The organism is Agrobacterium salinitolerans (assembly GCF_027498475.1).
GTDB classification, from domain to species: Bacteria; Pseudomonadota; Alphaproteobacteria; order Rhizobiales; family Rhizobiaceae; genus Agrobacterium; species Agrobacterium salinitolerans.
On the sequence record NZ_JAPZLN010000003.1, the window covers coordinates 25,327 to 51,327 of the forward strand.

Consider the following 26,001-nt stretch of genomic DNA (forward strand, 5'->3'; position numbering starts at 1 on the left):
TAATGGTCGAAAAAAAAGTCGCGTATAACCGGGACGCCCGGTCCGAAGGGTTCGCTGACAACGATCCTCTGGCAGAACTGGCGCGTATCGTCGGCTTCGAAGATCGTCCTTCGCATGCGGGTTCCGAGGCTGCGCCGCGCGCCGCTTCGCCGGCGACCCGCCGCGAACCGGAATTTAATCTCGAGGACGAGCTTCTGCGGGAGTTCGAAGTCTACGATGCGCCGCATGCCGATCCGGTCGTTCTTGATCCGGCAAACGATGTTCGCACAGGCATCCATCCCAACGATTTCATGCAGCGTGTCGAGCAGGTTTTCGCCCGCCGCGAGCCCGAGCTTGCGCCGGCGGATGAACCCGCGCCTGTTGCCGCATCCGCACCGGAGGTGATGGAAGAGCCGCTTCCGGAAGTCGATCAGGCCTATATTCACAACTACGTCGAAACGACCGCGCAGGATATTCGCGCGGATTTCCGCGACGACGCCTCCGCGGTGGCGGAAGTTTTCGATGTGCATTCGCGCCAGTCGCGTCCCGCCGAGCCGACGGTTTACCAGCCCGTCGCCGAGCAGGCTGGGTGGGAAGAGCCGCAGGCAGCGGAACCCGCCGCGACCGAATGGCATGCGATGCCGGAGCTTCCCGCCGATGTTTCGAGCAACATTCACGCCGATGGTCATTCCTATGCGCCGGAGCCGCAGGCTTTCGATCTCGCCGACGAGGTGGAAATAGCTGTCGCCGAGGAGGCGCCCGCACCGGTTTCCGTGCGTCCGCCGTCGCATGGCGGCCGGTCCTCGCTGGAATTTTCCAGTCTGCGGCTGCCGCTCGCCAATTTCGGCGCGCGCCGGGATGTTTCGGCTGTCGATCCGAGGCGGGTTGAGCCACGCTCCGAGCAGCAGCCTGCCGCAGCCCGCATCGAGCCGCAGGTCGAAGTCGCTCCCGCGCCTGCCGTCGTTCAGGCGGTGGAAGCCGCTCCGTCCTTTGCGCCTTCGGTCGCCGAGACCTTCACGCCTGCCGCAGAGCCTATGGCGTTTGAGGTTGCCGAGAAGCCGGAAGCGAAACATCTGTCGCCGATGGACGAGCTGATTTACGACGTCGCGAAATATTCCATTCCCGGTCGCGGCGAAACACCGCTCGTGCAAGATGTTCCCGCTGCGCAGGCTGCGAAGGTGGAGCCGCCCGTGGTTGCCGCCGCGCCGGTCAAGGCCGCGCCGATTGCCGCTGCTGCGCCTGCGGCACCCGCAGAAGAGCTGGATTTCACGGATTTCGCCGGCTTCAACGATGATGATTTCGAGCTTGCGCTCGACGATCTCGATCTGGATCTTGATTTGTCTGAAATCGCCGAGGCGGAAGTTGCACCTACGCCCGCGCCGCAACCCGTTCGCCAGCAGCCAGCCGCTCCGGTTGCCGTTGCGGCCGCCGCGCCGCAGCCGGTGAGGGAACAGCCCGCGCCGCAGCCGCGCCCGGCTTCCGTGGCCGCATCGGTGACCGCCGTTCCGGTTCAGCCGCGCCCCGCTGTTGCAGCAGCACCGCAGCCAGTCGCACCGCAGACGCTGGAAAGCCTGCCTTTCGATCCTTCGCAGATCGGCGAGACGGAAGAACATCCGGAAACCATCGTCGAAATGGATGTGCCGGAGCTGCCGGTCGGTGTTTTCGAACCCAAGCCGGCCGCGCGCCGTCACGAGGAAGATCTCGATATCGATACCGAGCTTGCGACGCTGTTTGCGCCTGCTGTCGCCGGTGGTCTCGACCGTCACAAACATGGCGACAGTCGCGGCGCCGCCCAGGCGCGTCCTGCGCCGGCTCCGGAAGAGGCCGATGAATTCGAACGGGCGCTGGAAGAGGATTTCCGTCGTTCCATGCAGGAGGCTGCGGCTTCCCGTGGCAACGCATCCCGCGACGCCGAGAATACCTATGTGGAGCATCCGGCGGATTATCGTGGTGAGGATGAACGCGGCGGTCGCCGCTGGATCATGCCGGTTGCCGCGGCAATCGGTCTGGTGCTGGTCGGCGGCGGCGTTTACGCGCTGGTTTCCGGCGGTTCGTCCAGCATGGGTTCGAATGGCGCGCCGGTCATCATCTCCGCCGATAGCGATCCGATGAAGGTCGTTCCGGAAAATCCGGGCGGTCGCGTTGTGCCGAACCAGGACAAGGCGGTTTACGACCGCGTGGCCGGCGGCGGCGCTGCCGATCCGAAACAGCCATCGTTGATTTCCAGCAACGAGCAGCCGGTGGATGTGGTGCAGCGTACGCTGATCCCCGAACAATTGCCGCTGGAAGGCGAAAACGATGCGGATATGGAACCCGCCGGCACGCCGGTTGGCGAAACAGAAGATCCGCGCCTGCTTTCGCCGGAAGAAAAGGCTGCGCAGAATGAAGGTTCGGCTGCAACCGGCGTTTCGCCGCGTAAGGTCCGCACCATGATCGTCAAGCCTGACGGCACGCTGGTTGCCCAGGAAGTCGAAGCGCCGGCCGCCCAGCCGCCGAAGGTCGACAAGGTTGAGGAGCTTGCAGCACCGCAGACCGCAAAGCCGGGTGAGGGCGCGCCCGCCGTCATAGCCGCATCGCGGGTCCCGGTCACACCGGAGCAGGCTCAGCCGCAGGCGAACACGCCTGCCGCCACGACACCGGCAGCACAGTCGGCGGCGCCAGTTCCCTCGGCGCGTCCGTCCTCGCAGCCAGCCAATGTGGTGGCGACTGTGACCAACCAAGGCAATGTCCGCCCCACGAACGCTCCGGCACAGCAGCAGACGGCGGCCGCGACGCCGGCGGCGACCAGCACGCCTTCCGCCGGCGGCTACTACATCCAGATCGCCTCGTTGCCGAGCCAGGCGGAAGCCCAGAAGTCCTACCAGAACATGTCGGCCAAGTTCGGCTCGGTCATCGGTGGACGCGGCGTCGACATCAAGGCCGCCGAAATCGCTGGCAAGGGCACGTTCTACCGCGTCCGTATCCCGGCGGGTGACAAGAGCGAAGCCGTGGCGCTGTGCGAAAGGTTCCGCTCGGCCGGCGGCAGCTGCCTGGTGGCGCGGTGATAGTGGCCGGATTGGCTTAGACAGATCGGGGCTGCCGCGTGAGGCAGACCTTTTGGATGGCACTCGGCCTTTCCTCACGCTCCGCCGTCATCCTCGGGCTTGACCCGAGGATCCACACCCGGAGCGATGGGTCCTCGGGACAAGCCCGAGGATGACGGCGGAGAGGTTATGCGAGGATGGCGGCCGCAGGTCCACCTGACTGTTTTCGCACTCCGAGAGCACATCCCCTTTTACCCACCCTCCATCTCTTTTCCCTTTGAGCGTGACACCCATGACCGATTGCAAAGCTATGATCCTCGGATGCAGCGGGCTTTCGCTGACGGCCGACGAGATTGCCCTTTACCGCGATGAACAGCCCTGGGGCTTCATCCTGTTCGGGCGCAATATCGGCGAGCCGCAGCAGATCACCGATCTCGTCGCCGCCATGCGCGCCGCCGTCGGGAGGTCAGATGCGCCGGTTCTCATCGATCAGGAGGGTGGGCGCGTGCAGCGTATCAAGCCACCGATCCTGCAGGCCTATCCGAACGCCCGCATTCTCGGTGAAATCTATGAGCGCGACCGGGGGGCGGGTCTGCGCGCCGCCTGGCTGATGTCGCGCCTGCATGCCTTCGACCTCATGAAATTCGGCATCAATGTCGATTGCCTGCCGGTGCTCGATGTGCCGGTGGAAGGCGCCAGCAATGTCATCGGTAACCGCGCCTATGGCTACACGCCGACCATGGTGGCCGAGATGGGGCAAGCAGCGGCCGACGGCCTGAAGGCGGGAGGCATGCTGCCTGTCATGAAACATATGCCGGGCCATGGCCGCGGCATGGTGGATTCGCACCATGAACTGCCGGTCGTCGATGTGCCGCTCGATGAGCTGGACGCCCATGATTTCGTGCCGTTCCGGGCGCTGAACCGCGAATTGATGGCGATGAGCGCGCATCTGGTGTTCAACGCCGTCGACCGTGAACGCCCGGCGACGACCTCGCCGAAGGTGATCGAGGAGATCATTCGCGGGCGGATCGGCTTCGACGGTCTGCTGATGTCCGACGACAGCTCCATGAATGCGCTGAAGGGCACGCTTGGTGAAAGAGCTGCGAATATTGTTGCGGGCGGCTGCGATATAGTCTTGCATTGCAACGGCGTGATGGGTGAAATGCTGCAGGTCGTGAAGGAGGTTCCCGTTCTTTCCGGCCGTTCGCTGGAGCGGGTGCGGGCCGTGGAAGCGGGTTTCCCTGTTGCGGACCCTTCCGACGAAGCGGAGCTGAGAGCCGAATTCAACGCCATGTGGGCCGTTTCCTGACAGTCGGGCGGCGGCCCGGTACTCGGGACGACAGGCCGGACGCCCGGCGGATGGAACAATGGCCGCAGACAAGTCTCGCAATTCGACACCGATGGACAAGCTCTGGCAGGATGTGACGCCGGAGCGGCTGACGGGCGAGGCCGGGCTGGTCATCGATGTCGCGGGTTTCGAAGGCCCGCTCGATCTGCTGTTGCATCTTGCCCGGACGCAGAAGGTCGATCTGTCGCGCATTTCGGTGCTGGCCCTTGCCGAACAATATCTGCAATTCGTGGAAAGCGCGCGCCGCGTCCGCATCGAGCTTGCGGCTGACTATCTCGTCATGGCGGCGTGGCTCGCCTTCCTGAAATCCAAGCTCCTCATTCCGCAGCAATCCAAGGATGACGGTCCCTCGGGCGAAGAAATGGCCGCCACGCTGGCCTTCCGGCTGAAGCGTCTGGAGGCGATGCGCGAGGCGGCCGAACGTCTCGTCAACCGCGCTCAGCTCGGCCGCGATGTGTTCGCCCGCGGCGCGCCCGAGCATATTCCGCACATCAACCGCTCCGCCTATGAGGCGAGCCTTTATGACCTGCTCAGCGCCTATGCCAATCTGCGGCAGCGGCAGGCGATTACTCAGGTCACGATTGAAAAACGGCAGGTCTGGTCGCTTGTCGAGGCGCGTGAGCTTTTGACCAACCTCCTCGGCGATGTCGGGGAATGGACCGTGCTCGACCAATATCTGCTGCAATATGTACCCGATCCCGCCATGCGGGTGACGGCGATCGCCAGCGCCTTTGCCGCTTCGCTGGAACTGGTGCGCGAGGGATCGCTGCAAATCCGGCAGGAGGGCGCTTTCCAGCCCATCTATATGCGCCGCGGCACGAGGGATGAGCCCGCGGCCAGTGCCGGGAGGAGCGACAATGACTGATGATGAAGAGACCGGCGAGGCGATGATCGTAACAGATGGGGTGGGATTCGAACCCACGGTATTTTCCGAACGGCAACTGAAGGAGGCCGAGCGGATCACCGAGGCTTTGGTCTTCGCCTCGTCCGAGCCGGTCTCCGTGGCTTTCATCGCCGAGCGCCTGCCGCGCGGCATGGATGTCGTTGCCATTCTGCAGCGTCTCAAGGTGCTTTATGCGGAGCGGGGCGTCAATCTCGTGCAGGTGGGCGGGCAATGGGCCTTCCGCACCGCCGGCGATCTTTCCTTCGTCATCCGCGCTGAGGAAAAGGAGCCGAAGAAGCTGTCGCGCGCGGCGCTGGAAGTTCTGGCGATTATCGCATATCATCAGCCGGTGACACGCGCCGAAATCGAGGAGATTCGCGGCGTGCAGACATCGCGCGGCACGCTCGATGTGTTGATGGAGGCGGGCTGGGTCAGGTTCCGTGGCCGCAGGCGCACCCCCGGCCGGCCGGTGACGATCGGCACCACGGTGGAGTTTCTCGATCATTTCGGTCTTGAGGAGTTGCGCGATCTGCCGGGGCTCGAGGAGCTGAAGGGGGCAGGGCTGCTTTCGGGCCGCATTCCCTCCAATTTCGGCGTACCTTTGCCGATGATGAGTGACGAGCTGCGCGAGGATGAAGATCCGATCACGCAGCTGGATCTCGAGGAACTGGGCCTGCTGGCCCCCGGCGGCGGCGATGGCGACGACTGATATCGACATCCTGCCGGCGCGGCCACGAAAACTTTATGCGCACTCGCTGTCGAAGGGGTGATTTGTCGTTTGAAAAAGCCTTTCAAACGTCTTACATCGTCTGAAAGCGAAATTCAGGAGTTTCAGTTATGGGTTCTTTTAGTGTGTGGCATTGGCTCATCGTGCTGGTGATTGTTCTCGTCCTCTTCGGACGCGGCAAGATTCCGGAATTGATGGGCGATGTCGCAAAGGGCATCAAGAGCTTCAAGAAGGGCATGGCTGACGAAGACCAGACGCCGCCGCCGGCCGATGCCAACACGAAGACCGTCGACCACAAGGCTGACGAGATCAAGTAAGCGGCCTTTCGCCGCTTGGTGTGAGACTGGCGCTAGAGTGCCTTGCGTCCTTTTTTGACGCACCAAGGACGCTCTGCCACTTGTATGTTGCGCTTCATTCCCGACGAAAATCGATTCCGATTGTCGGGCCGGAGCGCTAGGGTCTCGGGAGCATATTGATGTTAGATATCGGCTGGAGCGAGCTTCTGGTGATTGCGGTCGTGTTGATCGTGATCGTCGGGCCTAAAGACTTGCCGCCCATGATCCGCGCTTTCGGCAAAACGATGGCTAGCCTTCGCAAGATGGCGGGGGATTTCCGCAGCCAGTTCGATGAGGCCCTCAAAGAAGCCGACATGGACGATGTGCGCCAAACCATCTCCGATGTCCGCAATCTAAACCCGACCAATTCGTTGCGCGATGCGATGAACCCACTTCGCCAGCTGGGCAACGAGATCAAATCCGATCTCCAGAAGGCGACGGCTGCGCCGGATGGCCTTTCGTCCACGCCGGCGCCGGCGACAGGGGAGCCGGTCGCGCCGCTGGTCAGCGTGCCTGAGCCTGAAATGAAGCTGCCGGATGCGCCGCCTCCCGTTGCCGCACCCGCTGCGCCGGTTGCCGCAGCTGTCGCCGCGGAGGAAAAGCCCAAGCGCGCGCGGGCGAAGTCCATTGCGACTGTTGAGGCCGAAGCGGTTGCCGCCAAGCCGAAACGTGCAGCGCGGAGCAAGGTTGCCTCAGCGCCAGAAACCGCCGCCACCGTGAAAACCAGTGAGCCCGCCGCCTTGAAGCCCGCCGTGAAGACGGTCACCAAAAAGGCGGCTGCCAGCAAGTCCTCCGCAGACAAGGCGGCCGTGGCCGAGGCCAAGCCGGCTAAAACGGCAAAAACCAAGGCTGCAAAGCCCAAAAAGGATGAAGCATGAGCGGGGATATCGAGGATAAGCCGCAGCCGCTGATCGAGCACCTCATGGAACTGCGCACGCGGCTGATCTGGTCGCTCGGCGCGTTCTTCGTCGCCTTCATCGCCTGTTTCGCCGTTGCCAAACATCTGTTCAACCTGCTGGTCGTTCCCTATAAATGGGCGGTGATCTGGGCCGGGCTCGATGTTGCGAAGTCGTCGCTGATCTATACCGCGCCGCAGGAATTCTTCTTCACGCAGATCAAGGTCGCCATGTTTGGCGCCATTGTGATTTCCTTCCCGGTGATCGCCTCGCAGCTTTATAAATTCGTGGCGCCCGGCCTTTACAAGAACGAGCGGGCGGCCTTCCTGCCGTTCCTCATCGCTTCGCCGATCCTTTTCCTCATCGGTGCGGCGCTTGTCTATTTCTTCTTCACGCCCATGGTCATGTGGTTCTTCCTCGCCATGCAGCAATTGCCCGAAGACGGCGAGGTGGCGATTTCGCTGATGCCGAAGGTGTCGGAGTATCTCAGCCTCATAATGACGCTGGTTCTCTCCTTCGGTCTGGTGTTCCAGCTGCCCGTCGTCACCACACTTCTGGCCCGCGTCGGGCTTTTGACCAGCGACTGGCTGCGGCAAAAGCGCAAGTTCGCGATTGTCCTCGCCTTTGTAGTCGCAGCCGTCCTGACGCCGCCGGACCCCATGTCCCAGATCGGTCTTGCGCTGCCTGCAATCATTCTCTACGAGATTTCCATCTACATGGCTCGACTCGTGGAGAGGAAACGTGCGGCAGAATCCGCAAGCACGGAGCTGGAGGAGACCTGATATTCTCGAAGGTCTCGCCGCTCACGACATTTCCTCGCGCCGGGCTCATGCCCGGCGTTTTGCTGTAAAACACCGATGATGCAACAACGGTCTGGAACGACGATGCACGACATTAAATGGATACGCGAAAACCCCGAAGCTTTCGATGCGGCGCTTGCACGCCGTGGCGCAGAGCCCGCCGCCAGCGGCCTGATCGCGCTTGATGAAAAGCGTCGTTCCGTCATCCAGTCCCTGCAGGACATGCAGTCGCGCCGCAACGCCGCCTCCAAGGAAATCGGCGCTGCGATGGCGCAGAAGAACATGGAGCTGGCGGAAAAGCTGAAAGCCGAAGTCGCCGATCTCAAGGACAACATGCCGCGCGCCGAGGAGGAGGACCGTCTGGTCACCGCCGAGTTGAACGATGCGCTTTCGCGTCTGCCCAACATGCCCTTCGACGATGTGCCCGATGGCAAGGATGAGCATGACAATGTGGTGACCCGCGTCGTCGGTCAGAAGCCCGGCTGGAACCATGAGGCCAAGGAGCATTTCGAGATTGGCGAAGCGCTCGGCTATATGGATTTCGAGCGTGCCGCCAAGCTTTCGGGCGCACGTTTTACCGTGCTGACCAGCCAGCTGGCGCGTCTGGAAAGGGCGCTCGGCCAGTTCATGATCGACCTGCACACCTCGGAACATGGCTATACCGAAGTTTCCTCGCCGCTAATGGTGCGCGACGAGGCGATGTTCGGCACCGGTCAATTGCCGAAATTCTCCGAGGACCTGTTCAAGACCACGGATGGCCGCTGGCTGATCCCGACGGCCGAGGTGACGCTGACCAACCTCGTGTCCGGCGAAATTCTCGATCAGGAGAAGCTGCCGCTACGTTTTACCGCGCTGACGCCATCCTTTCGTTCGGAAGCGGGTTCGGCCGGCCGCGACACGCGCGGCATGCTGCGCCAGCACCAGTTCTGGAAATGCGAACTCGTCTCCATCACCGATGCGGAAAGTGCGGTCGCCGAACATGAGCGCATGACGGCCTGCGCCGAAGAGGTGTTGAAGCGCCTCGGCCTGCATTTCCGTACCATGACGCTCTGCACCGGCGACATGGGCTTCAGCGCCCGCAAGACATACGATCTGGAAGTGTGGCTGCCGGGCCAGAACACCTATCGCGAAATTTCGTCCTGCTCGGTCTGCGGCGATTTCCAGGCGCGGCGCATGAATGCGCGTTATCGCGGCAAGGACGACAAGGCGACGAAATTCGTGCATACGCTGAACGGTTCCGGAACGGCTGTCGGTCGCTGCCTGATCGCGGTTCTCGAAAATTACCTGAACGAGGACGGTTCCGTCACAATTCCGGATGTGCTGCTTCCCTATATGGGTGGTCTGACTCGGATCGAGAAAGCGGCCTGAGGGAGCGCAGCGTCGTGCTCTTGGAAGGAGAGTCTTCCAATTAGGCCGACGTCGTCCTCGGGACAGGCCTGAGGATCTGCAACCTATCGATTGATTTCGGCGTGATTAGATTCTCTGGACAGGCCTGAGGATGTCCATGGGAGAGCTGCACACCTCACTGCCGGTGGGGAGGATGCTCCGTCCTTGAAGATATGAAAAGCGGAGAGAGAAACATGCGGATTTTGCTGACCAATGACGACGGTATCCACGCCGAAGGTCTGGCGGTGCTGGAGCGTATCGCCCGCACGCTGTCCGACGATGTCTGGATCGTTGCGCCGGAGACAGACCAGAGCGGTCTCGCGCACTCGCTGACCTTGTCCGAACCGCTGCGGTTGCGAAAAGTTTCCGACAAGCATTTCGCGCTGCGCGGCACGCCGACCGATTGCGTCATCATGGGCATTCGCGAGGTTCTGCCCGAAAAGCCGGATCTGGTTCTTTCCGGCGTCAATGCTGGCGCCAACATGGCCGATGACGTGACATATTCCGGCACCATTGCCGGCGCCATCGAAGGTACGTTGCAGGGCGTGCGCTCCTTTGCGCTCAGCCAGGCCTTCAGCCATGCCGAAGGCCGTGTCGTGCCGTGGGAAGTGGCGGAGACCTATGCGCCCGATCTTATCCGCAAGCTCATCGATGTCGATCTGCCTGACGGCACCTTCCTCAACCTCAACTTTCCCAATTGTGCGCCCAAGGATGTGCAGGGCGTGTCTGTCACCGGGCAGGGCAAGCTCGATTTTGGCCTGACGGTGGAGGAACGGCAGGACGGTCGCGGTCTTCCCTACTACTGGCTGCGCTTCGGCGAGCGTCTCGGTACCTTCCGCGAAGGCACCGATATCCACGCTTTGAAACATGGCAAGATTTCCGTCACACCGCTCAAGCTTGACCTGACGGACTACACGGTGAAGGATCGGGTTGCGCAAGCACTTGGATTCGGAGCAGCCGATTGAAATCCGCAATGGTCGAAAAGGAAGGTTTTGCCGCTCTCGTTCTCCGCTTAAGGGGTGAGGGGATTTCCGATCTCGACCTTCTGACGGCGGTCGAGCAGACGCCGCGCTCGAAATTCGTGCCGCCGCAATTCGCGGCCGATGCCTATTCCAGCCGCACGATCCCGATCGACTGCGGCGCCTTCATGGAAGGCGCCGACATGGCGGTGAAAATCCTTGCCCGACTGCAGCTGAAACCCGGCCAGCGTGTGCTGGAAATCGGCACGGGCAGCGGTTTCATGACGGCGATCATCGCTCGCCGGGTCGAACGCGTCTTTTCTCTGGAGCGTTACAGGACGCTGGTGCAGCGGGCGCAGAACTGTCTCGACGATCTCTCCATCCGTAATGTCGTCATCCGTCAGGCGGATGGCAGCAACGGCTTGGTGGGCGAGGGTACCTTCGACCGAATCGTCTCCACGGCGGCCTTCACCACCATGCCCCGCTTCTTTGCCGAACAGATCGTTTCAGGCGGCATGATGATCGCCCCGATCATTCTCGAAGACGAGCGTTGCGTGATGACGCGGTTCTCCAAGACCGGCAGCCGCTTCGAGAAGGAAGAACTGTTCGAGGCGCCTTACCTGCCGCTTAGCACGCATATTGCGCGTCATTTGTGACGAAATGAAAATTTTGGAGACATTCCATCTTTGTCTCCTAATGTTCTGAATTTCTGTAACTAACTGATTTTTAATATCATTATTGTTCCAACGTGACGCATTCTGTTTTCGTCATGGTTATCGAAGTGTCAAAAAAGCGCCAAGCGGCTTAACGTTTTAACGGCGTGGTAACACTAACGCGCTTTAATCATAAACATCGACGCATGGTTTTCCCACTTCGGGAAATGGGCCTTGCAAGAAGTGAAATTTGTGCCGGATCGGTCTCGATGCGGCGGGTTGGCGTCAGTGTAGATCGAGTCATGCGTATGAGACATTCGTCTAAAATCGGAAAATCAGTCGCAAAAATGTTCGCAGCGGCATTGCTGGCAAGCGTCGCAACGGGCTGTAGCTCGGATGCAACGCGGTTCAGCGGCCTCTTTTCCAGTGGACCGGATCAGATGACCACGGCGTCAATTCCTGCCCGTCAGGGCGGCGGTGCTTACGGGCAGGCCCCGGTGCCGCAGGGCGACATGAATGGCGGTTACGCCTCCGCCGCGCCGCAGGGCGGTTATGCCAACCAGAACATGGCGGGCAATTCCTATCCGCAATCGGGCGGTTATGGCGGCGTTCAGCCTTCCATGGCCCGCTCGGCTTCGGCCTCTCCCGTGCAGCGATCCGAGTTGGCTGCGCCGACAGCTGTGGCAAGCCGCGATCCTTCGACCCGCAGCGAAGCCATGGCCCAGCCTTTCCCATCCGCCCAGCCCAAGGCCGCGCCGTCTCTTGCAGCGCCCGCCCGGCAGGCTGCCGCTCCCGCGGCCGACAATCTGACCACCGCAACGGTCCGCTCCGACAAGAACGGCTGGCACACGGATGGCGCCGCCTCCGTGACCCTGCGTCCCGGCGAAAACATCGCGACGCTCTCCAACCGTTACGGCGTTCCGGAAAAGGAACTGCTGCGCGTCAACGGCCTGAAGACCGCATCCTCGGCACAGGCCGGCCAGTCGATCATCATTCCGAAGTTCGGTCAGGTCCGCAATGCCGCCAAGGATGCCGCCGGCAATATTGCGCTCAACCGCAATGGCGACCAGCCGACGCCGCTGCGTAGTCCCGAGGGGAACGTGGCTGTGCTGCCGTCGCAGGCCGCCGCCCGTGACAAGGTTTCCTCCGAAACCGGCAAGCTGACGCCGCCCGGCGGCAAGCCGCTGCCGCCCACCGGCGGCTACAAGGTGCAGCCGGGCGACAGCCTGTCCAAGATCGCCCGCGCAAACGGCGTGTCTGTCGCCGCCCTCAAGGCGGCAAACGGTCTCAGCAACGAAAGCATCCGCGTCGGCCAGACGCTCAACATGCCCGGCGCTTCGACGGATGCCATCAAGACGGCTTCCGTTCCCGCCAAGGAAGCGGCCAAGCCGGTCGAAACAGCGTCCGCCAAGCCTGAGCCCTACAAGGCCCCGGCTGCTGCCGCGGCTCCGACTGCGCCTGCCGCACCGGCCACCGCCAGTGTCAGCGACATCGAGAAAAAGGCCGACATGGCTTCCGTCGCACCGGAATCCACCGGCATCGGTAAATATCGCTGGCCGGTTCGCGGCGCGGTCATCAACAATTTCGGCGATAATGTCGAAGGCAGCCGCAACGATGGCATCAATATCTCCGTTCCGGAAGGCACGCCGATCAAGGCCGCCGAAAACGGTGTGGTCATCTATGCGGGCAACGGCCTGAAGCAGCTCGGCAACACGGTTCTCGTGCGCCATGACGACGGCAAGGTCACCGTTTACGGCAACGCCGCCAATCTTGACGTGCAGCGCGGCCAGAAGGTCCAGCGCGGCCAGACCATCGCCACATCGGGCATGACCGGCAGCGCCAAGCGTCCGCAGGTTCACTTCGAAGTTCGCAAGGATGCGACGCCGGTGAACCCTTCCACTTTCCTTGAATAGGTATTGCGTCTCAAGGAATGATGAAGCCGGGTGATGAGCCCGGCTTTTTCATTTTTTGGCTTGATGACGGAGGAGAGGAGGTGGCGGAAACGTCGCTACTGCCTCACCAGTCCCACCGTCTTCTCGATGAAATCGGCAATGGCGCCGGTATCGTCGAGATCGAAAACGGGCAACGTCGTGTCCGCCACGTCATGATCGGCAGCAATGGCGATTATATGCGGATCGAGCGGCGCGAGCGGTTCGGTCTTGGCCGCGTCCAGTCGGCGCGCCTCGATCTTCGGCACCGGCTCGTATTTATAACCCTCGATCAGCACGAGATCGCAGGGGGCGAGGCGGGAGAGGATGTCCTCGAAGGAGGGTTCCTGTTCGCCGCGCAATTCATGCATGATGGCGAAGCGGGTGCCGGAGACGATGGTGACTTCGTGCGCGCCGGCCTGCCGGTGACGCCAGCTATCCGCCCCGACCTTGTCGATATCGAAATCATGATGGGCGTGCTTGATGGTGGAGACGCGGTAGCCGCGCGCCGCCAGCTCGGCGACGATACGGACCGCAAGGCCGGTCTTGCCCGAGTTTTTCCAGCCGGCGATGCCGAAGACCTTTTGTGCCGTCATTGCTCCAGCTTCTCCAGATAGCTGCGCGCCAGCGCCAGTTCATCCGGCGTGTTGATGTTGAAGAACGGATCGAGGCTGCCCTTTGCCGTTTCCAGCGGCGGGAAGGCCACGCCGATGGTGACGTTTCGGGCGAGATAGGCGCGGATGCGCCGGTTTTCATCGTTCTTCAGCCAGTCCTCGAGATCATCGGCAAGCGCTACCGGCCACAGCGCAAAAACCGGGTGAAGCTGGCCGCTGGAGGCGGCGATGACGATTGCATCGTCTGACAGGGGTTCGCAAAGCCGCGCCACGAGATCGTTCGGGAAAAACGGGCTGTCGGCGGGCGCGGTCAGGAAGTGACTGACCGCGCCCTCACGATGCTGGAAATGGCGCATGCCGGCCAGAATGCCGGCAAGCGGTCCGGCATGGCCGCTCAGCGTATCTCGAAGCAGCGGCAGGCCGAAACTCTCCGCCCAGCCATTGGCGGCATTGATGGTGACGTCTGACACCTGCCGTGCGATGCGGTTGATGACATGGGAGATGAGAGGCGTATCGCCCAATTGCACCATCGCCTTGTTGCTGCCCATGCGCCGCGAAAGCCCGCCGGCGAGCACAAGACCTGGTATTTCGAAAGGGGCCGTCATTCCCGCTGTTCCTGCAGCCTTACGACATGGGTGGTGAGGAGGGCGACAAGGCCGGTCGCCAGCATCACCAGAAGAAGCGGCCAGGTTCCGTCCTCCCTGGACAGGACCGAGGAGGCGAGCACCGAGAGCGCTGCGCCGCCGCCGATGGTCATCGCGCCGCCGAGGCCGGAGGCGGAGCCGGCCAGATGCGGCTGGACGCTGACCATGCCGGCATTGGCGCTCGGCAGTGTCACGCCGTTACCGACGCCGATCAAGGCAAGCGGCACGAAAAACGCATAGGCGCTTTCCGCCCCGGCGGAGATCAGCAGCATGGTCGTTACGATGCCGGCAATGGCGATGACATTGCCCGACAGCATCATGCGGGTAATGCCGATTTCGCTGGCATAACGGCCGGAGATGAAGTTGCCGAGCATGTAACCGCTGGCCATGAAGAAGAATTGCAGGCCGAGCATGGCCGGGGCGAGCCCGTAAAGCACGCTGCCGACAAAGGGCGCGCCGCCGAGGAAGGAGAAGAACATGCCGGACGAGAAGGTCGAGGTCAGCGCATAACCCCAGAAGAGCGGAGAGCGCAGAAGTTCCGGCCAGGCGTGAAACTGCTGCGAAAAGCTCGCCGATTTATTATGGTTGGTTTCACCGAGATCGAACCAGGCGAGCACCAGAATGCCGACGCCGAGCAGGGAGAGGAGGGCGAAGCTCGACTGCCAGCCGGAAATGTCGTTGAGCAACCCGCCAACCGTCGGCCCCACCATCGGCACCACGGACATGCCCATGGTCACGTAGCCGATCATCGAGGCTGCCTGTTCCATCGGCACCATGTCGCGCACGATGGCGCGCGCCAGCACGAAGCCGGAAACGACGGCCGCCTGCGCAACGCGCCCGATCATGAAGACGGTGATGTTGGGCGCGAGCATGCAGACGAGCGTTGCGACGATCATGATGGCGATGCTGGCCAGCATGACCGGGCGGCGCCCGAAAAGATCGGAAAGCGGGCCGATGATGAGCTGCAGGCAGGCGGTGGCGGCAAGATAACCCGAAACGGCAAATTGCATCACCGCGTAGTCGGTCTCGAAATAAACCGCCATGGCCGCAAGCGAGGGCAGGAACACATTCATGCACAGAGCCGCAACGCCGGCGATGACGACCAGCGTGATGATGTGCGGCGGTGTGGTCCTGTCCAGAAAACGGCCGCTGTTCATATCATTCTCCAGCCTCGCCCGTTACGGCAGCTTTCGTGACGGAAGCCGGCCGTACCGTGGTCGCGGCGGTGGGGGTGGCGGCCGCGCGCTTGGCCATCTGCGAGCGCTTGCGCAGGCTTTCGCGGTAGAAGGTGTAGAGGCCCGAACCGATGACGATCAGGGCGCCGACGATGGTATAATTGTCGATCTTTTCATTGAAGAAGAATACGCCGATCATGAAACCCCAGAGCAGGCTGGTGTAACGGAACGGCGCGACGAAGGAGATTTCGCCCGATCTCATGGCGAGAATGATCGCCTGATAGCCCACCAGCACCAGGATGGCGGAACCGGCGAGATGTGAGAGGATCATGAAATTCATCGGCTGCCAGCCGCCGAAGGGCACGATCAGCAGGCCGCCCACCGCCATATTGACGAAAGCGGTGATGACGGTGATGGCGAGCGAGGGCACATCGGCATACATTTTCCGCGTCAGCAGATCGCGCGCGGCGGTGACGGCGAGCGATGCGACGACCAGAAGCGCCCCCGGCGTGAAGCCTTCCGGGCCGGGCCTGATGATGACGAGCACGCCGATAAAGCCGACGATGATCGCCATCCAGCGTCGCCAGCCCACCGGCTCGCGCAGAAACAGCGCCGCCCCCAGCGTCACCACCAGGGGCAGGGACTGCAATATGGCCGAGGCATTGGAAAATTCGATGAGGCCGAGCGCCGTCAGATAGAGCACGGCCGCAGTCACCTCGCAGAGACAGCGCAGGATGATGATGGGGCGCATGAGGGTTTTCAACGGCCGGAGCGCACCGAAATGGCGGGCGGCGATGTAGATCAGCACCACCGTTATGATGCCGCGGACGAACATGATCTGGCCGGTGTTGATATAGGGGGTGACGGATTTCGTCAGGGCGTCATTGGCCGTGAAGCTTGCCATGGCGAGCGCCATGAAAAGGGCGCCGCGCGTATTGTCCGTCAATGCCATTCCAAAATATCCCAGACCATGCGCGGTTTTCCGGCCGCCCTTTCGGGGCGATTTGGGCCGCCTTTCGGGCGTGACCACGCATTCCTCCATGCAAAGAGACGTGGCACGCCACAGCCGGCATTTCAACCGTTTATATGGGTGGGTGGACGAGAAACAGTTTCAGCCTTCGCTCAGCCGCCGGTCACGCTCATATGGCGGGAGACGGCAGGCCGGTTGTGGGTGCGGTCGATGATGAAATCATGCCCTTTCGGCTTGCGCAGAAGGGCTTCATCGATGGCGCTGGAAAGATAGGCGTCACTGTCGGAGGCGCGCAGCGCGGTGCGCAGGTCGGCGGCGTCATCCTGGCCCAGGCACATATAAAGCGTGCCGGTGCATGTGAGGCGGACGCGATTGCAGCTTTCGCAGAAATTATGCGTCATCGGCGTGATGAAGCCGAGCCGGCCTCCGGTTTCCTTCACCGTCACGTAACGGGCGGGACCGCCGGTTTGGTAATCGCTGTCGATCAATGTGAAGCTCTTTTCCAGATCGGCACGCAACTGCGAAAGCGGCAGGTAGCGGTCTGTCCGGTCTTCCTCGATCTCCCCCATCGGCATGGTTTCGATGACCGTCAGGTCCATGCCGCGACCATGGGCAAAACGCATGAGATCGGGAATCTCGGCGTCGTTGAAGTCCTTCAGCGCCACCGCGTTCAGCTTGACCTTGATGCCCGCGGTCTGGGCGGCGTCGAGCCCCTCCATGACGCGGTCGAGATCGCCCCAGCGGGTGATATGGCGGAACTTATCGCGGTCGAGCGTATCGAGCGACACGTTGATGCGACGCACCCCGCAATCGGCAAGCTCGTCGGCAAATTTGGCGAGCTGTGAGCCGTTTGTCGTCAGCGTCAGCTCTTCCAGCATACCGGTTTCAATGTGGCGGCCAAGGTTTCTCACCAGCGACATGATGTTCTTGCGCACCAGCGGTTCGCCGCCGGTCAGCCTCAGCTTGCGCACGCCGCGCGTTATGAAGACGGAACAGAGCCGGTCCAGTTCTTCAAGCGTCAGAAGATCCTTCTTGGGCAGGAAGGTCATGTGCTCGGACATGCAATAGGTACAGCGGAAATCGCAGCGGTCGGTGACCGAGACACGCAGATAGGTGATGGAGCGGCCGAAAGGGTCCACCATCGGTGTGCTGTTTTCCGTCAGGGTTTTCGCTTTTTCAAGCGAACCGGAGAAACCGTTCACGTCTCCATCCTCACTGCGCCTCGCGCCTGGCACACACGCCGAATGTGTGCTCTATCAGGTGATGTAGTGGCTTGCCTATCGTGAGGCAAGTTCGTAATTCTGACGCATATGACGAGCTTGCGGAAGTGAAAAATGAGTGATGCCTGGCCGACCGAGCTGCTTGTGTCAAAAGACCGGCGCGAACTGACTGTCTCTTTTGATGACGGCAGCGTTTACCGTCTCCGAGCCGAGATGCTGCGCGTCCTTTCTCCCTCGGCCGAAGTGCAGGGCCACGGGCCGGGGCAAAAGGTCACGGTGCCCGGAAAACGCGATGTCGCCATCCGCTCCATGGTCGCGACCGGCAATTATGCGGTGCGCATCATCTTTGACGATGGCCACGATAGCGGCATCTACACCTGGAAATATCTGAAGGAACTGGGCGAGACCGGCGATGGGCTGTTTGCGGATTATGAGCGGGAGCTCGCCGAAAAGGGCTTGAGCAGAGAGCCGCGATACCGGTAGACGGACGCAAGGCCTGCGGACCCACCCTCATTCCTGTGACAAGCACACCAATGAGGGGAGGAGGACAGCGGCATCCGAGGATCGCATGCCCTGAGCGACAAATAACCCGTTGAATCTGTGCATCGTCCTTCAGTAAAATCGTTTTCGCTTTTCACGCCGATGCGCTAGGAAGTGAGGGAGGGAACACCCTCGTCTTATCGATTTTCAGCGGGGTGGCGTGTGGCTGTAGAAGCGAACGGAAATGATCTGGCCCAGGTGGTCGTGCTTCTGGCGGCCGGCGTTGTCGCCGCGCCGATCTTCAAGCGCATCGGCCTCGGTTCGGTGCTCGGTTATCTGGCCGCCGGTCTGGTGATCGGGCCTTACGGTCTCGGTTTTTTCTCCGATTCGCAGGCCATTCTGCATATAGCGGAACTCGGCGTGGTGATGTTCCTGTTCATCATCGGCCTTGAGATGCAACCGTCGCGGCTGTGGTCGATGCGGCAGGATATTTTCGGGCTGGGTGCGCTTCAGGTGCTGGTCTGCATGGCCGGCCTGACATTGATCGGGGTCGGTCTCGGTTTTCCCGTCATCATGTCGTTCGTTGCCGGCACCGGTTTCGTGCTGACCTCGACGGCCATCGTCATGCAGATGCTGCAGGAGCGCAACAGCATGTCGAGCCTGAAAGGGCAGCGCATCATCGCCATTCTGCTGTTTGAGGATCTGGCCATCGTGCCGCTGCTGGCGCTTGTCGCTTTCCTCGGTTCGGGCGGCGAACACGTCACGGCATCGGAGCGCTGGGCTTCCGTCGGCATCGCGCTTGCCGCCGTCGGTGCGCTCATCCTTGCCGGGCGTTATCTGCTCAACCCGTTCTTCCGCCTGCTGGCGGCCTCCGGCGCGCGCGAGGTGATGACGGCCGCCGCGCTGCTGGTGGTGCTGGGTTCAGCGCTTCTGATGCAGGTCAGCGGCCTTTCCATGGCCATGGGGGCCTTTCTCGCCGGCGTGCTGCTGTCGGAATCCTCCTTCCGCCATCAGCTGGAAGCGGATATCGAGCCGTTTCGCGGCATTCTGCTCGGCCTGTTTTTCCTCGGTGTCGGCATGGCGATCGATCTTGCCGTCATTGCCTCCAGCTGGCAGCTCGTGGTCATCAGCGTTGTGGGCTATATGCTGCTCAAGGCCTTCCTGATCTATGGCGTGGCGCGGGCGCTCGGCACCACCCGGCGCGAAAGCCTGGAACGGGCGGTGCTGATGGCGCAGGGCGGCGAATTCGCCTTCGTGCTCTATTCGGCTGCCGTCAGCGCCGGCATTCTCGACCGGGAGGCGAACGCCATCCTGACGGCGACCATCATCATCTCCATGGTGCTGACGCCGCTGATGGTCATACTGCATGACCGGCTGGTGCCGGCGGCGGTTCCCAATACCGACGATCTCGATGTGCCTGAGAATGTCGAGGGCAGCATTCTGCTGATCGGCTTCGGCCGTTTCGGCCAGATCGTCAGCCAGCCGCTTCTGGCGCGCGGTTATACGCTGTCGCTGATCGACAAGGACGCCGACTTCGTGCGCGATGCGGCGGAATTCGGCTTCAAGGTCTATTATGGCGACGGTTCGCGGGCGGAAATCCTGCATGCCGCCGGTGCCAGCACGGCGCGCGCGGTACTTATTTGCGTCGATGACAAGGAAGCTGCTGTGCGGATCGCGGAGATCGTCAAACACGAATTTCCGCTGGTTCCGGTTCTCGCCCGTGCTTACGACCGCGGCCATGCCATCGATCTGCTGAAAGCCGGCGTCGACTACCAGATCCGCGAGACGCTGGAATCGGCGCTGAATTTCAGCGAGGAAGTGCTGGGCGCCATGGGCGAGGAGCGGGAAGACGCCGCACGTCTGGTGGAGGAATTCCGCGACCGCGACGAGGAGCGTTTCGCCATGGAAGTCGTCGGCGGCATCTATGCCGGCCGTTCGCTGATCCGCGGCAACGCCCAGCCGGCCGATCTCGTGGCCGCCCGCACCGCGCGCGAGCGGGCGGAACGGGAAAAGGCGGAAGCCGCAGAGGAATAGGACGCCCCGGTCTTTCGGCGGCGACAGAGGCAATTGGCAGGGATAGGAACGGACATGACGATCATTCGCACGGTTGAGGAATTGAAGGCCATCTATGACGGCACGAGCGAGGCGTCGATCGCCAAGGTGACAGCCGCGCTGACAGCCGAATACCGGCTGATGATCGAGGCATCGCCCTTCCTCGCGCTGGCGACGGTGGGGCCTGAAGGCATGGACTGTTCACCGCGCGGCGACAAGGGCGGCGTGGTGCGGGTGGCCGATGACAGGACCGTGCTGTTGCCGGACTGGCGTGGCAACAACCGCATCGATTCGCTTCTGAACATTGTGCGCGACCCACGGGTGGCGCTGATGTTCCTGATCCCCGGTTCCAACACGACCATGCGCATCAATGGCCACGCGGTGGTTTCCGTCGATACGGGGTTGTTGCAGAGCTTCGAGATGGATGGCAAACATCCGCGCACCGTCATCGTGGTGACGATAAACGAGGTCTATTTCCAGTGTGCACGGGCGCTGATGCGCTCCGAACTGTGGAACCCCGCCAATTTCGTCGATGTGGCATCGCTGCCGACGCCCGGCACCATGCTCAAGGCGGCGAAGGCGGAGTTCGATCAGGAGACTTATGATCGGGAATGGGCGGCGCGGGCGGCAAAGACCATGTGGTGAGGCATCAATTGCCGCAGCAACAGGTTGGCATTTAAAGGGCATGCACTTGCGTCACCCCGCCCTCATTCCTGTGACGAGCACAGGAATGAGGGCGTCAACGGAACGGCTGCTGCCCTCTAATTTTCACGTCCGATAAATCAGCCAGTTCTTGCCCGCATAGTTCTTCTGCATGCCGTCCTCGTAATAGATGGAACGGTTCCGGCCGGTTTCCTTGGCATGATAGAGCGCGGTGTCTGCGTGGCCGTAGAGTTCGCTCGGGTTGCTGGCCTGTGCGGCGGAAGCGAAGCCGAGGGAGATTGTGACCGTGCCGTAGTCGGCGCCTGATCTGGAATTGCGGAAGGGCGTGCTTTCCAGCGACAGGCGGATGCGCTCGCACATCACCATCACCTCTTCCGGCGTATTGCCATCCAGAATGATGGCGAATTCCTCGCCGCCGCTTCTGGCGACGAAACCATCCTTGCGGACATTGGCGCGGATGACGGAGGCTACGGTGGCGAGGATCTTGTCGCCGACCGGGTGGCCGAAAGTGTCGTTGATCCGCTTGAAGTGATCGATATCGAGCAGGACGAGCGTGGTATATTGCAGGCCGATGGAGCTGTCATAGATGGACGCCAGCCGGTCATCGAAGGCGCGTCGGTTGGACAGGCGCGTCAGCGAATCCGTATTGGCGATGCGCTTGTACTCATCCAACTCCAGGCGCACCTGGTGCATTTCCTCGGCATGGCGGTTGACATCGTTGAAGGTCTTTTCGCCGTCGATGATTTTCGAGCCAGTGGCCTCGGCCAGCAGCGAAATCGCATTCCTTAGAATATTGCTGCTGGCTGCATTCTTGTCATCGATGCGCTGGCGCGTTTCACCGAGTATCCGGTTGTAGTTTTCGATGGAGGATTGTTCGCGCCTCAGCGTGCCCAGAAGGCCCTCCAGTTCGCGCCTGAGCTTCTCATGCGCGTCGTCGATCGACCGGGCGGGATTTCCTTCTCCGTAACGGGAGGACAGCTCGTCCAGATCCTCCTGCGTCACCCGGTGTCCAAGCGCGGCCAGCTCCTTCGTCAGGGCAGGGTTCGAGCCGATATAGGCTTCGTAAAAGAGACTATAGTTACGCGGGATCGGCGAAACACCCATGCTCCGCATGGCATAGGCAATCTGCCCGGCAATGTCGGGCCCCGTGGTTTTGGGCGTGGATGCCGTGTTCATCAAGAAACTCCAGTGAGTCTGCTTATCGACTATGATTATTATTATGAAGTTCGTTTTGGAAAGCTTAATTTATGGGAAACTAATTTTTGTGCCATGAAACTTCATTTTTGCCACTTTGTATTTTATTTAATTGATAAATATAAGTAATTTTCATTTTCCCGAATTCCGGAACTTTTTCCTCTATTGTTTGCCTTGGTGACAGAACCGCATTTATTCTGTCAATCCCAATAACGGAATTCGTGTGGTTTATTTTGGTACAACAAGATGGAGAAATAATCCCGGCGTGAAAAGGTATGGTGGCTTTTTAATTCGGCGCGACCCCGCCTATAGGCGGTTCTTTTTTTGTCATTCGTGTCGGGATACAGGAATGTTACAGTCTTATCTTGGGGTCCTGCGCCTGCGGGACGCGGCAGCGCCGTTTTGGGACGGCGCGGCAATCATTCGGCAAGGTTCAGGAAAAGTCCAGTTATGCGGCCGGCCGTAATCCGCCCGTATAGACCGCGCGTCAGGATTTCAACCGGATGACCGGGCATTCTGTCCCAGCCGCCGCCGCTGGCGCATTTGGCGGGCGCACGAGCAGCCCGTCGGAATGGGCCAATATCTTCATCATCGATGAGTCCTGCTTCGTATGGGCTTCCGCCACCAGCAGGCCGTTTTCGTCGGTGCTGAAACGGGCGCGCAGATAATCCTGCCGATGATCATTCGCTTTCAGCGGTGTGGCGGTGCGGGCGGTCGCCGCTCGTTGCCGGGGCGCGCGGCGGGCGATGCTGCGGATCAGCGGTTCCAGGAACAGCAGGCCGCAGACAAGGCTGGCAACCGGGTTTCCAGGCAGGCCCAGAACCTGTATGGAGCCGATGGCGCCGACCATTAGCGGTTTTCCCGGACGCATGGCGATGCGCCAGAAATCGAGCTGCATGCCTTCCGCCTTCAAGGCTGCCTGCACGAGGTCATGGTCGCCGACGGAAGCGCCGCCGAGCGTCACCAGCACATCGACATTCGCTGCGACGGCCTTGCCGATGGCGGCGCGGATCAGCCTGTCATTATCGGCGACGATGCCGAGATCGATAACCTCGGCCCCGGCCTGCCGGGCAAGGGCTGCGACGCCGAAGGTGTTGGAGGCGATGATCTGCGCGGGCTGCGGCGCGCTTCCCGGCGGCAGCAACTCATCGCCGGTGGCGAGGATGGCGATGCGGGGCCTGCGATAGACGGTGAGCGCGGCATGGTTCATCGCGGCCGCCAGCGTCAGGTCGGTGAAGCCGAGTTCCCGACCGGTCTTCAGGGCCGCTTCGCCTTCGGTAAAATCCTGTCCGCGCGGGCGGATATGTCGCCCGGCGGTGACGTCGAAGGCGGTGCGGATTTTTCCGCCCTCCAGCACTTCGGCATCTTCCTGAATGAGAATGGTATCCGCACCCTGCGGCACGGGCGCGCCGGTGAAGATGCGAACGGCCTGGCCTTCACCTACCGTGCCGGTAAAGGCATGGCCGGCGGCGGCCTGACCGATGACGGTCAGCACCGAGCCGATATCGGCCGCATCGGCGCTGCGCAGCGCGTAGCCGTCCATGGCAGAGGCGTCGAAGGGCGGCTGGGTGAGGCGCGCCGCCAGATCGGTCGAAAGAACCCGGCCATCACATTCGGCAAGCGGTAGGGTCTCGCTTTCCGCTACAGGAACCGCCGCTTCCAGAAGGCGCCTTATGGCTTCATCCACGGGCAGCAGCGGTTTCATTCAATTCTCCTGTCGCCGGAAATCGCCTGATTTACCGCCGCTCTTTTCGAGCAGGCGGATATTGACGATCTCCATCGCCTTGTCGGCGGCTTTCGCCATGTCATAGATTGTCAGGCAGGCGATGGAGACGGCGGTCAGCGCTTCCATCTCCACGCCGGTCTTGCCGGACAGTTTCACCAGCGCTTCGACCCGCAGGCCGGGCAGGGCGGCGTCTTCGGCAATGTCCACCGCCACCTTGGTCAGCATCAGCGGATGGCAGAGCGGGATGAGGTTTGCCGTCTGCTTGGCGGCCATGATGCCGGCGAGGCGCGCGGTGCCGATTACATCGCCCTTCTTGGCGTTGCCTTCGCGGATGAGCGCCAGCGTTTCCGGCTTCATCTTCACGAAACCTTCGGCCACTGCGACACGGACGGTTTCGGCCTTGTCTCCGACATCGACCATATGCGCTTCGCCGCTCGCATCGATATGGGTGAGCTTCTGGCCATCGCTCATTGGCGTCTTATTCCGCTGCCAGAATGCCGGATTGGCCGGTCAGAAGCGCTTTGGTGGCCGCTGTCACATCGTCCTTGCGCATCAGGCTTTCGCCGACGAGGAAGGTGCTGATGCCGCTTTTTTCGAGACGCTTACAATCCTCGAAGGTGAAGATGCCGCTTTCGCCCACCAGCAGCTTGTCAGCCGGTACGAGGCCCGCTAGTTTTTCGCTGGTTTCGAGGCCGACTTCGAAGGTGCGCAGGTTGCGGTTGTTGATGCCAAGAAGCGGGGAGGCGAGCTTCAGCGCGCGTTCCGTTTCTTCCTCATCATGCACTTCGATCAGCACATCCATGCCGAGCGCGAAAGCCTCGTCTTCAAGGCGCTTCGCATCGTCGTCCGACAGCGATGCCATGATCAGGAGAATGCAGTCCGCACCCCAGGCGCGCGCTTCGTGCACCTGATAGGTGTCGAACATGAAATCCTTGCGCAGCGCCGGCAGGGCGCAGGCATTGCGGGCGGCGGTCAGGAATTCCGGCGCGCCCTGAAAGCTTGGCCTATCCGTCAGCACCGAAAGACAGGCAGCGCCACCGGCTTCATAGGCTGCGGCCAGCGCCGGCGGGTCGAAATCCGGTCGGATGAGGCCTTTCGAGGGGCTGGCCTTCTTGATTTCGGCGATAAGCCCGAACTTGCCTTCGGTCTGTTTCGCCCGCAGCGCCTTATAGAAACCGCGCGGTGCGCTCTGGTCCGCAGCCATGGCCTTCAGATCGGCCAGCGAAACCTTGGCCTTGGCGGCGGCGATTTCCTCGAGCTTGTAAGCCTCGATCTTTTTCAGGATGTCGCTCATGATCTCGCTCTCATTCCTGCCCTGAATTGGCTTCATTGGATACGGCGACCAATCGGTCGAGCGCGGCAGCGGCCTTGCCGCTATCGAGCGCATCGCTTGCAATCGTCATCGCGTCGGTAAGCGTTTCCGCCTTGCCGGCAATGACCAGCGCTGCGGCCGCGTTGCACAGCGACACGTCACGATAGGCGTTGCGCTTGCCGGACAGAACCTCGCGCAGCGCTGCCGCATTGGCAATGCCATCGCCGCCCTTCAGGTCTTCCATGGAAGCGGGCTCGACACCGAAATCCCTCGGCGTCAGATCGAAAGTGCGGATCTTGCCGTCTTCCAGCGCCGCGACGTGGGTAACGCCGGTCGTCGTCACCTCGTCCATGCCGTCGCCATGCACGACCCAGATGCTCTCCGACCCCAGATCGCGCAGCACTTCGGCGAGCGGCACCAGCCAGCGCGGCGAGAAGACGCCAAGCAGCTGACGTTTTGCACCGGCGGGGTTGGAGAGGGGGCCGAGCAGGTTGAAAATGGTGCGGGTGCCGAGTTCGACGCGGCTCGGGCCGACATGGCGCATGGCCGAGTGGTGAAGCTGCGCGAACATGAAACCGAGGCCAGCCTCCGCGATGCAGCGGGCGATGAGATCGGGACCGATATCGAGCTTCACGCCGAGTGCCGAGAGGGCATCTGCCGTGCCTGACTTGGAGCTCAGCGCCCGGTTGCCGTGTTTGGCGACCGGCAGACCCGTGCCGGCTGTGATGATCGAGGCCAGCGTCGAGATGTTGTAGGTGCCGATGCCATCACCGCCGGTTCCGACGATATCGATGGCATTGGCGGGGGCCGAAACCGGCAGCATGCGGGCACGCATGGAAGAAACGGCGCCGACGATTTCGTCTACCGTTTCGCCACGCACGCGCAGCGCCATCAGGAAACCGCCGATCTGCGACGGGGTGGCTTCGCCCGACATCAGAATGTCGAAAGCAGTGCGCGCATCCTCGCGGTTCAAGCTCTCTCCGTTCGCGACCTTGGCGATCAGCGGCTTCAGTTCGGCCATCTTGTCGCCCCCC

At 61.8% G+C, this 26,001-nt stretch carries 24 protein-coding genes; 14 read left to right on the top strand and 10 right to left on the bottom strand.

What is annotated here, in order from left to right:
* Positions 1-2: 2 nt before the first annotated feature.
* From O9X91_RS12110 to O9X91_RS12160, 11 genes are all read left to right on the top strand, one after another.
* Positions 3-3,023 carry an SPOR domain-containing protein gene (locus O9X91_RS12110; RefSeq protein ID WP_142912315.1) on the top strand — a complete coding sequence of 1,007 codons (3,021 nt, stop codon included), beginning with the start codon at positions 3-5 and terminating at the stop codon, positions 3,021-3,023.
* A 271-nt stretch (positions 3,024-3,294) separates the two neighbouring features.
* Positions 3,295-4,311: a beta-N-acetylhexosaminidase gene (gene nagZ / locus O9X91_RS12115; RefSeq protein WP_142912314.1), complete on the top strand. Its 1,017-nt coding sequence runs from the start codon at positions 3,295-3,297 to the stop codon at positions 4,309-4,311.
* A gap of 58 nt (positions 4,312-4,369) precedes the next feature.
* Entirely contained in the window at positions 4,370-5,215 is an 846-nt protein-coding gene (locus tag O9X91_RS12120; protein ID WP_077982155.1) for a segregation and condensation protein A, read from the top strand.
* Positions 5,208-5,942: an SMC-Scp complex subunit ScpB gene (gene scpB / locus O9X91_RS12125; protein WP_089153214.1), complete on the top strand. Its 735-nt coding sequence runs from the start codon at positions 5,208-5,210 to the stop codon at positions 5,940-5,942. Before O9X91_RS12120 ends, scpB begins: the two co-directional genes overlap by 8 nt.
* A gap of 128 nt (positions 5,943-6,070) precedes the next feature.
* Complete coding sequence (locus O9X91_RS12130) at positions 6,071-6,277, top strand: twin-arginine translocase TatA/TatE family subunit (RefSeq protein WP_003509722.1); 207 nt, start codon at positions 6,071-6,073, stop codon at positions 6,275-6,277.
* Between the two features lie 158 nt (positions 6,278-6,435).
* The gene (gene tatB / locus O9X91_RS12135) at positions 6,436-7,173 is read left to right on the top strand and encodes a Sec-independent protein translocase protein TatB (protein ID WP_269833491.1); all 738 of its coding nucleotides are present in this window, start codon (positions 6,436-6,438) and stop codon (positions 7,171-7,173) included.
* Complete coding sequence (gene tatC / locus O9X91_RS12140) at positions 7,170-7,973, top strand: twin-arginine translocase subunit TatC (RefSeq protein WP_077982157.1); 804 nt, start codon at positions 7,170-7,172, stop codon at positions 7,971-7,973. Before tatB ends, tatC begins: the two co-directional genes overlap by 4 nt.
* Positions 7,974-8,075: 102 nt before the next feature.
* On the top strand, positions 8,076-9,359 hold the full coding sequence (gene serS / locus O9X91_RS12145) for a serine--tRNA ligase (RefSeq protein ID WP_269833490.1): 1,284 nt from the start codon (positions 8,076-8,078) through the stop codon (positions 9,357-9,359).
* Between the two features lie 212 nt (positions 9,360-9,571).
* Complete coding sequence (gene surE, locus O9X91_RS12150; protein WP_217004806.1) at positions 9,572-10,342, top strand: 5'/3'-nucleotidase SurE; 771 nt, start codon at positions 9,572-9,574, stop codon at positions 10,340-10,342.
* 8 nt (positions 10,343-10,350) lie between these two features.
* Entirely contained in the window at positions 10,351-10,992 is a 642-nt protein-coding gene (locus tag O9X91_RS12155) for a protein-L-isoaspartate(D-aspartate) O-methyltransferase (RefSeq protein ID WP_077982158.1), read from the top strand.
* Positions 10,993-11,336: 344 nt separating this feature from the next.
* Positions 11,337-12,902 (top strand): peptidoglycan DD-metalloendopeptidase family protein, encoded by a 1,566-nt coding sequence (locus O9X91_RS12160; protein ID WP_269833489.1) that lies wholly within the window; start codon positions 11,337-11,339, stop codon positions 12,900-12,902.
* Between the two features lie 95 nt (positions 12,903-12,997).
* Here O9X91_RS12160 and mobB read toward each other — a convergent pair whose 3' ends face one another.
* The 5 genes from mobB to moaA form a co-directional block, all read right to left on the bottom strand.
* Positions 12,998-13,513, bottom strand: a complete 516-nt coding sequence (mobB, locus tag O9X91_RS12165) for a molybdopterin-guanine dinucleotide biosynthesis protein B (RefSeq protein ID WP_269825607.1) — start codon at positions 13,511-13,513, stop codon at positions 12,998-13,000.
* Positions 13,510-14,136, bottom strand: coding sequence for a molybdenum cofactor guanylyltransferase MobA (mobA, locus tag O9X91_RS12170; RefSeq protein WP_269833488.1), 627 nt, complete (start codon positions 14,134-14,136; stop codon positions 13,510-13,512). Before mobA ends, mobB begins: the two co-directional genes overlap by 4 nt.
* The gene (locus O9X91_RS12175) at positions 14,133-15,332 is read right to left on the bottom strand and encodes a multidrug effflux MFS transporter (RefSeq protein WP_137410475.1); all 1,200 of its coding nucleotides are present in this window, start codon (positions 15,330-15,332) and stop codon (positions 14,133-14,135) included. The genes mobA and O9X91_RS12175 overlap by 4 nt, the downstream gene beginning before the upstream one ends.
* A 1-nt stretch (position 15,333) precedes the next feature.
* A complete protein-coding gene (locus O9X91_RS12180) occupies positions 15,334-16,302 on the bottom strand; it encodes a DMT family transporter (RefSeq protein WP_142912304.1) in 969 nt (322 codons plus the stop codon).
* 170 nt (positions 16,303-16,472) lie between these two features.
* Positions 16,473-17,522, bottom strand: coding sequence for a GTP 3',8-cyclase MoaA (gene moaA / locus O9X91_RS12185; RefSeq protein ID WP_269833487.1), 1,050 nt, complete (start codon positions 17,520-17,522; stop codon positions 16,473-16,475).
* A gap of 132 nt (positions 17,523-17,654) precedes the next feature.
* On the opposite strand from moaA, the gene O9X91_RS12190 reads away from it, so the two are divergent.
* The 3 genes from O9X91_RS12190 (at position 17,655) to O9X91_RS12200 (ending at position 20,717) form a co-directional block, all read left to right on the top strand.
* Entirely contained in the window at positions 17,655-18,023 is a 369-nt protein-coding gene (locus tag O9X91_RS12190) for a gamma-butyrobetaine hydroxylase family protein (RefSeq protein ID WP_077982165.1), read from the top strand.
* A gap of 219 nt (positions 18,024-18,242) precedes the next feature.
* Positions 18,243-20,054 carry a monovalent cation:proton antiporter-2 (CPA2) family protein gene (locus tag O9X91_RS12195; protein WP_142912301.1) on the top strand — a complete coding sequence of 604 codons (1,812 nt, stop codon included), beginning with the start codon at positions 18,243-18,245 and terminating at the stop codon, positions 20,052-20,054.
* A gap of 54 nt (positions 20,055-20,108) precedes the next feature.
* The gene (locus O9X91_RS12200; RefSeq protein ID WP_269833486.1) at positions 20,109-20,717 is read left to right on the top strand and encodes a pyridoxamine 5'-phosphate oxidase family protein; all 609 of its coding nucleotides are present in this window, start codon (positions 20,109-20,111) and stop codon (positions 20,715-20,717) included.
* A gap of 123 nt (positions 20,718-20,840) precedes the next feature.
* Here O9X91_RS12200 and O9X91_RS12205 read toward each other — a convergent pair whose 3' ends face one another.
* The 5 genes from O9X91_RS12205 to trpD form a co-directional block, all read right to left on the bottom strand.
* Complete coding sequence (locus tag O9X91_RS12205) at positions 20,841-21,911, bottom strand: GGDEF domain-containing protein (protein ID WP_269824685.1); 1,071 nt, start codon at positions 21,909-21,911, stop codon at positions 20,841-20,843.
* Positions 21,912-22,416: 505 nt separating this feature from the next.
* A complete protein-coding gene (locus tag O9X91_RS12210) occupies positions 22,417-23,634 on the bottom strand; it encodes a molybdopterin molybdotransferase MoeA (protein WP_269825612.1) in 1,218 nt (405 codons plus the stop codon).
* Positions 23,635-24,126 (bottom strand): cyclic pyranopterin monophosphate synthase MoaC, encoded by a 492-nt coding sequence (gene moaC, locus O9X91_RS12215; RefSeq protein WP_269825613.1) that lies wholly within the window; start codon positions 24,124-24,126, stop codon positions 23,635-23,637. It abuts the gene before it with no gap.
* Between the two features lie 7 nt (positions 24,127-24,133).
* Positions 24,134-24,949 (bottom strand): indole-3-glycerol phosphate synthase TrpC, encoded by an 816-nt coding sequence (gene trpC, locus O9X91_RS12220; protein ID WP_077982171.1) that lies wholly within the window; start codon positions 24,947-24,949, stop codon positions 24,134-24,136.
* Positions 24,950-24,959: 10 nt separating this feature from the next.
* Complete coding sequence (gene trpD, locus O9X91_RS12225) at positions 24,960-25,988, bottom strand: anthranilate phosphoribosyltransferase (RefSeq protein ID WP_142912296.1); 1,029 nt, start codon at positions 25,986-25,988, stop codon at positions 24,960-24,962.
* Positions 25,989-26,001 lie beyond the last annotated feature (13 nt).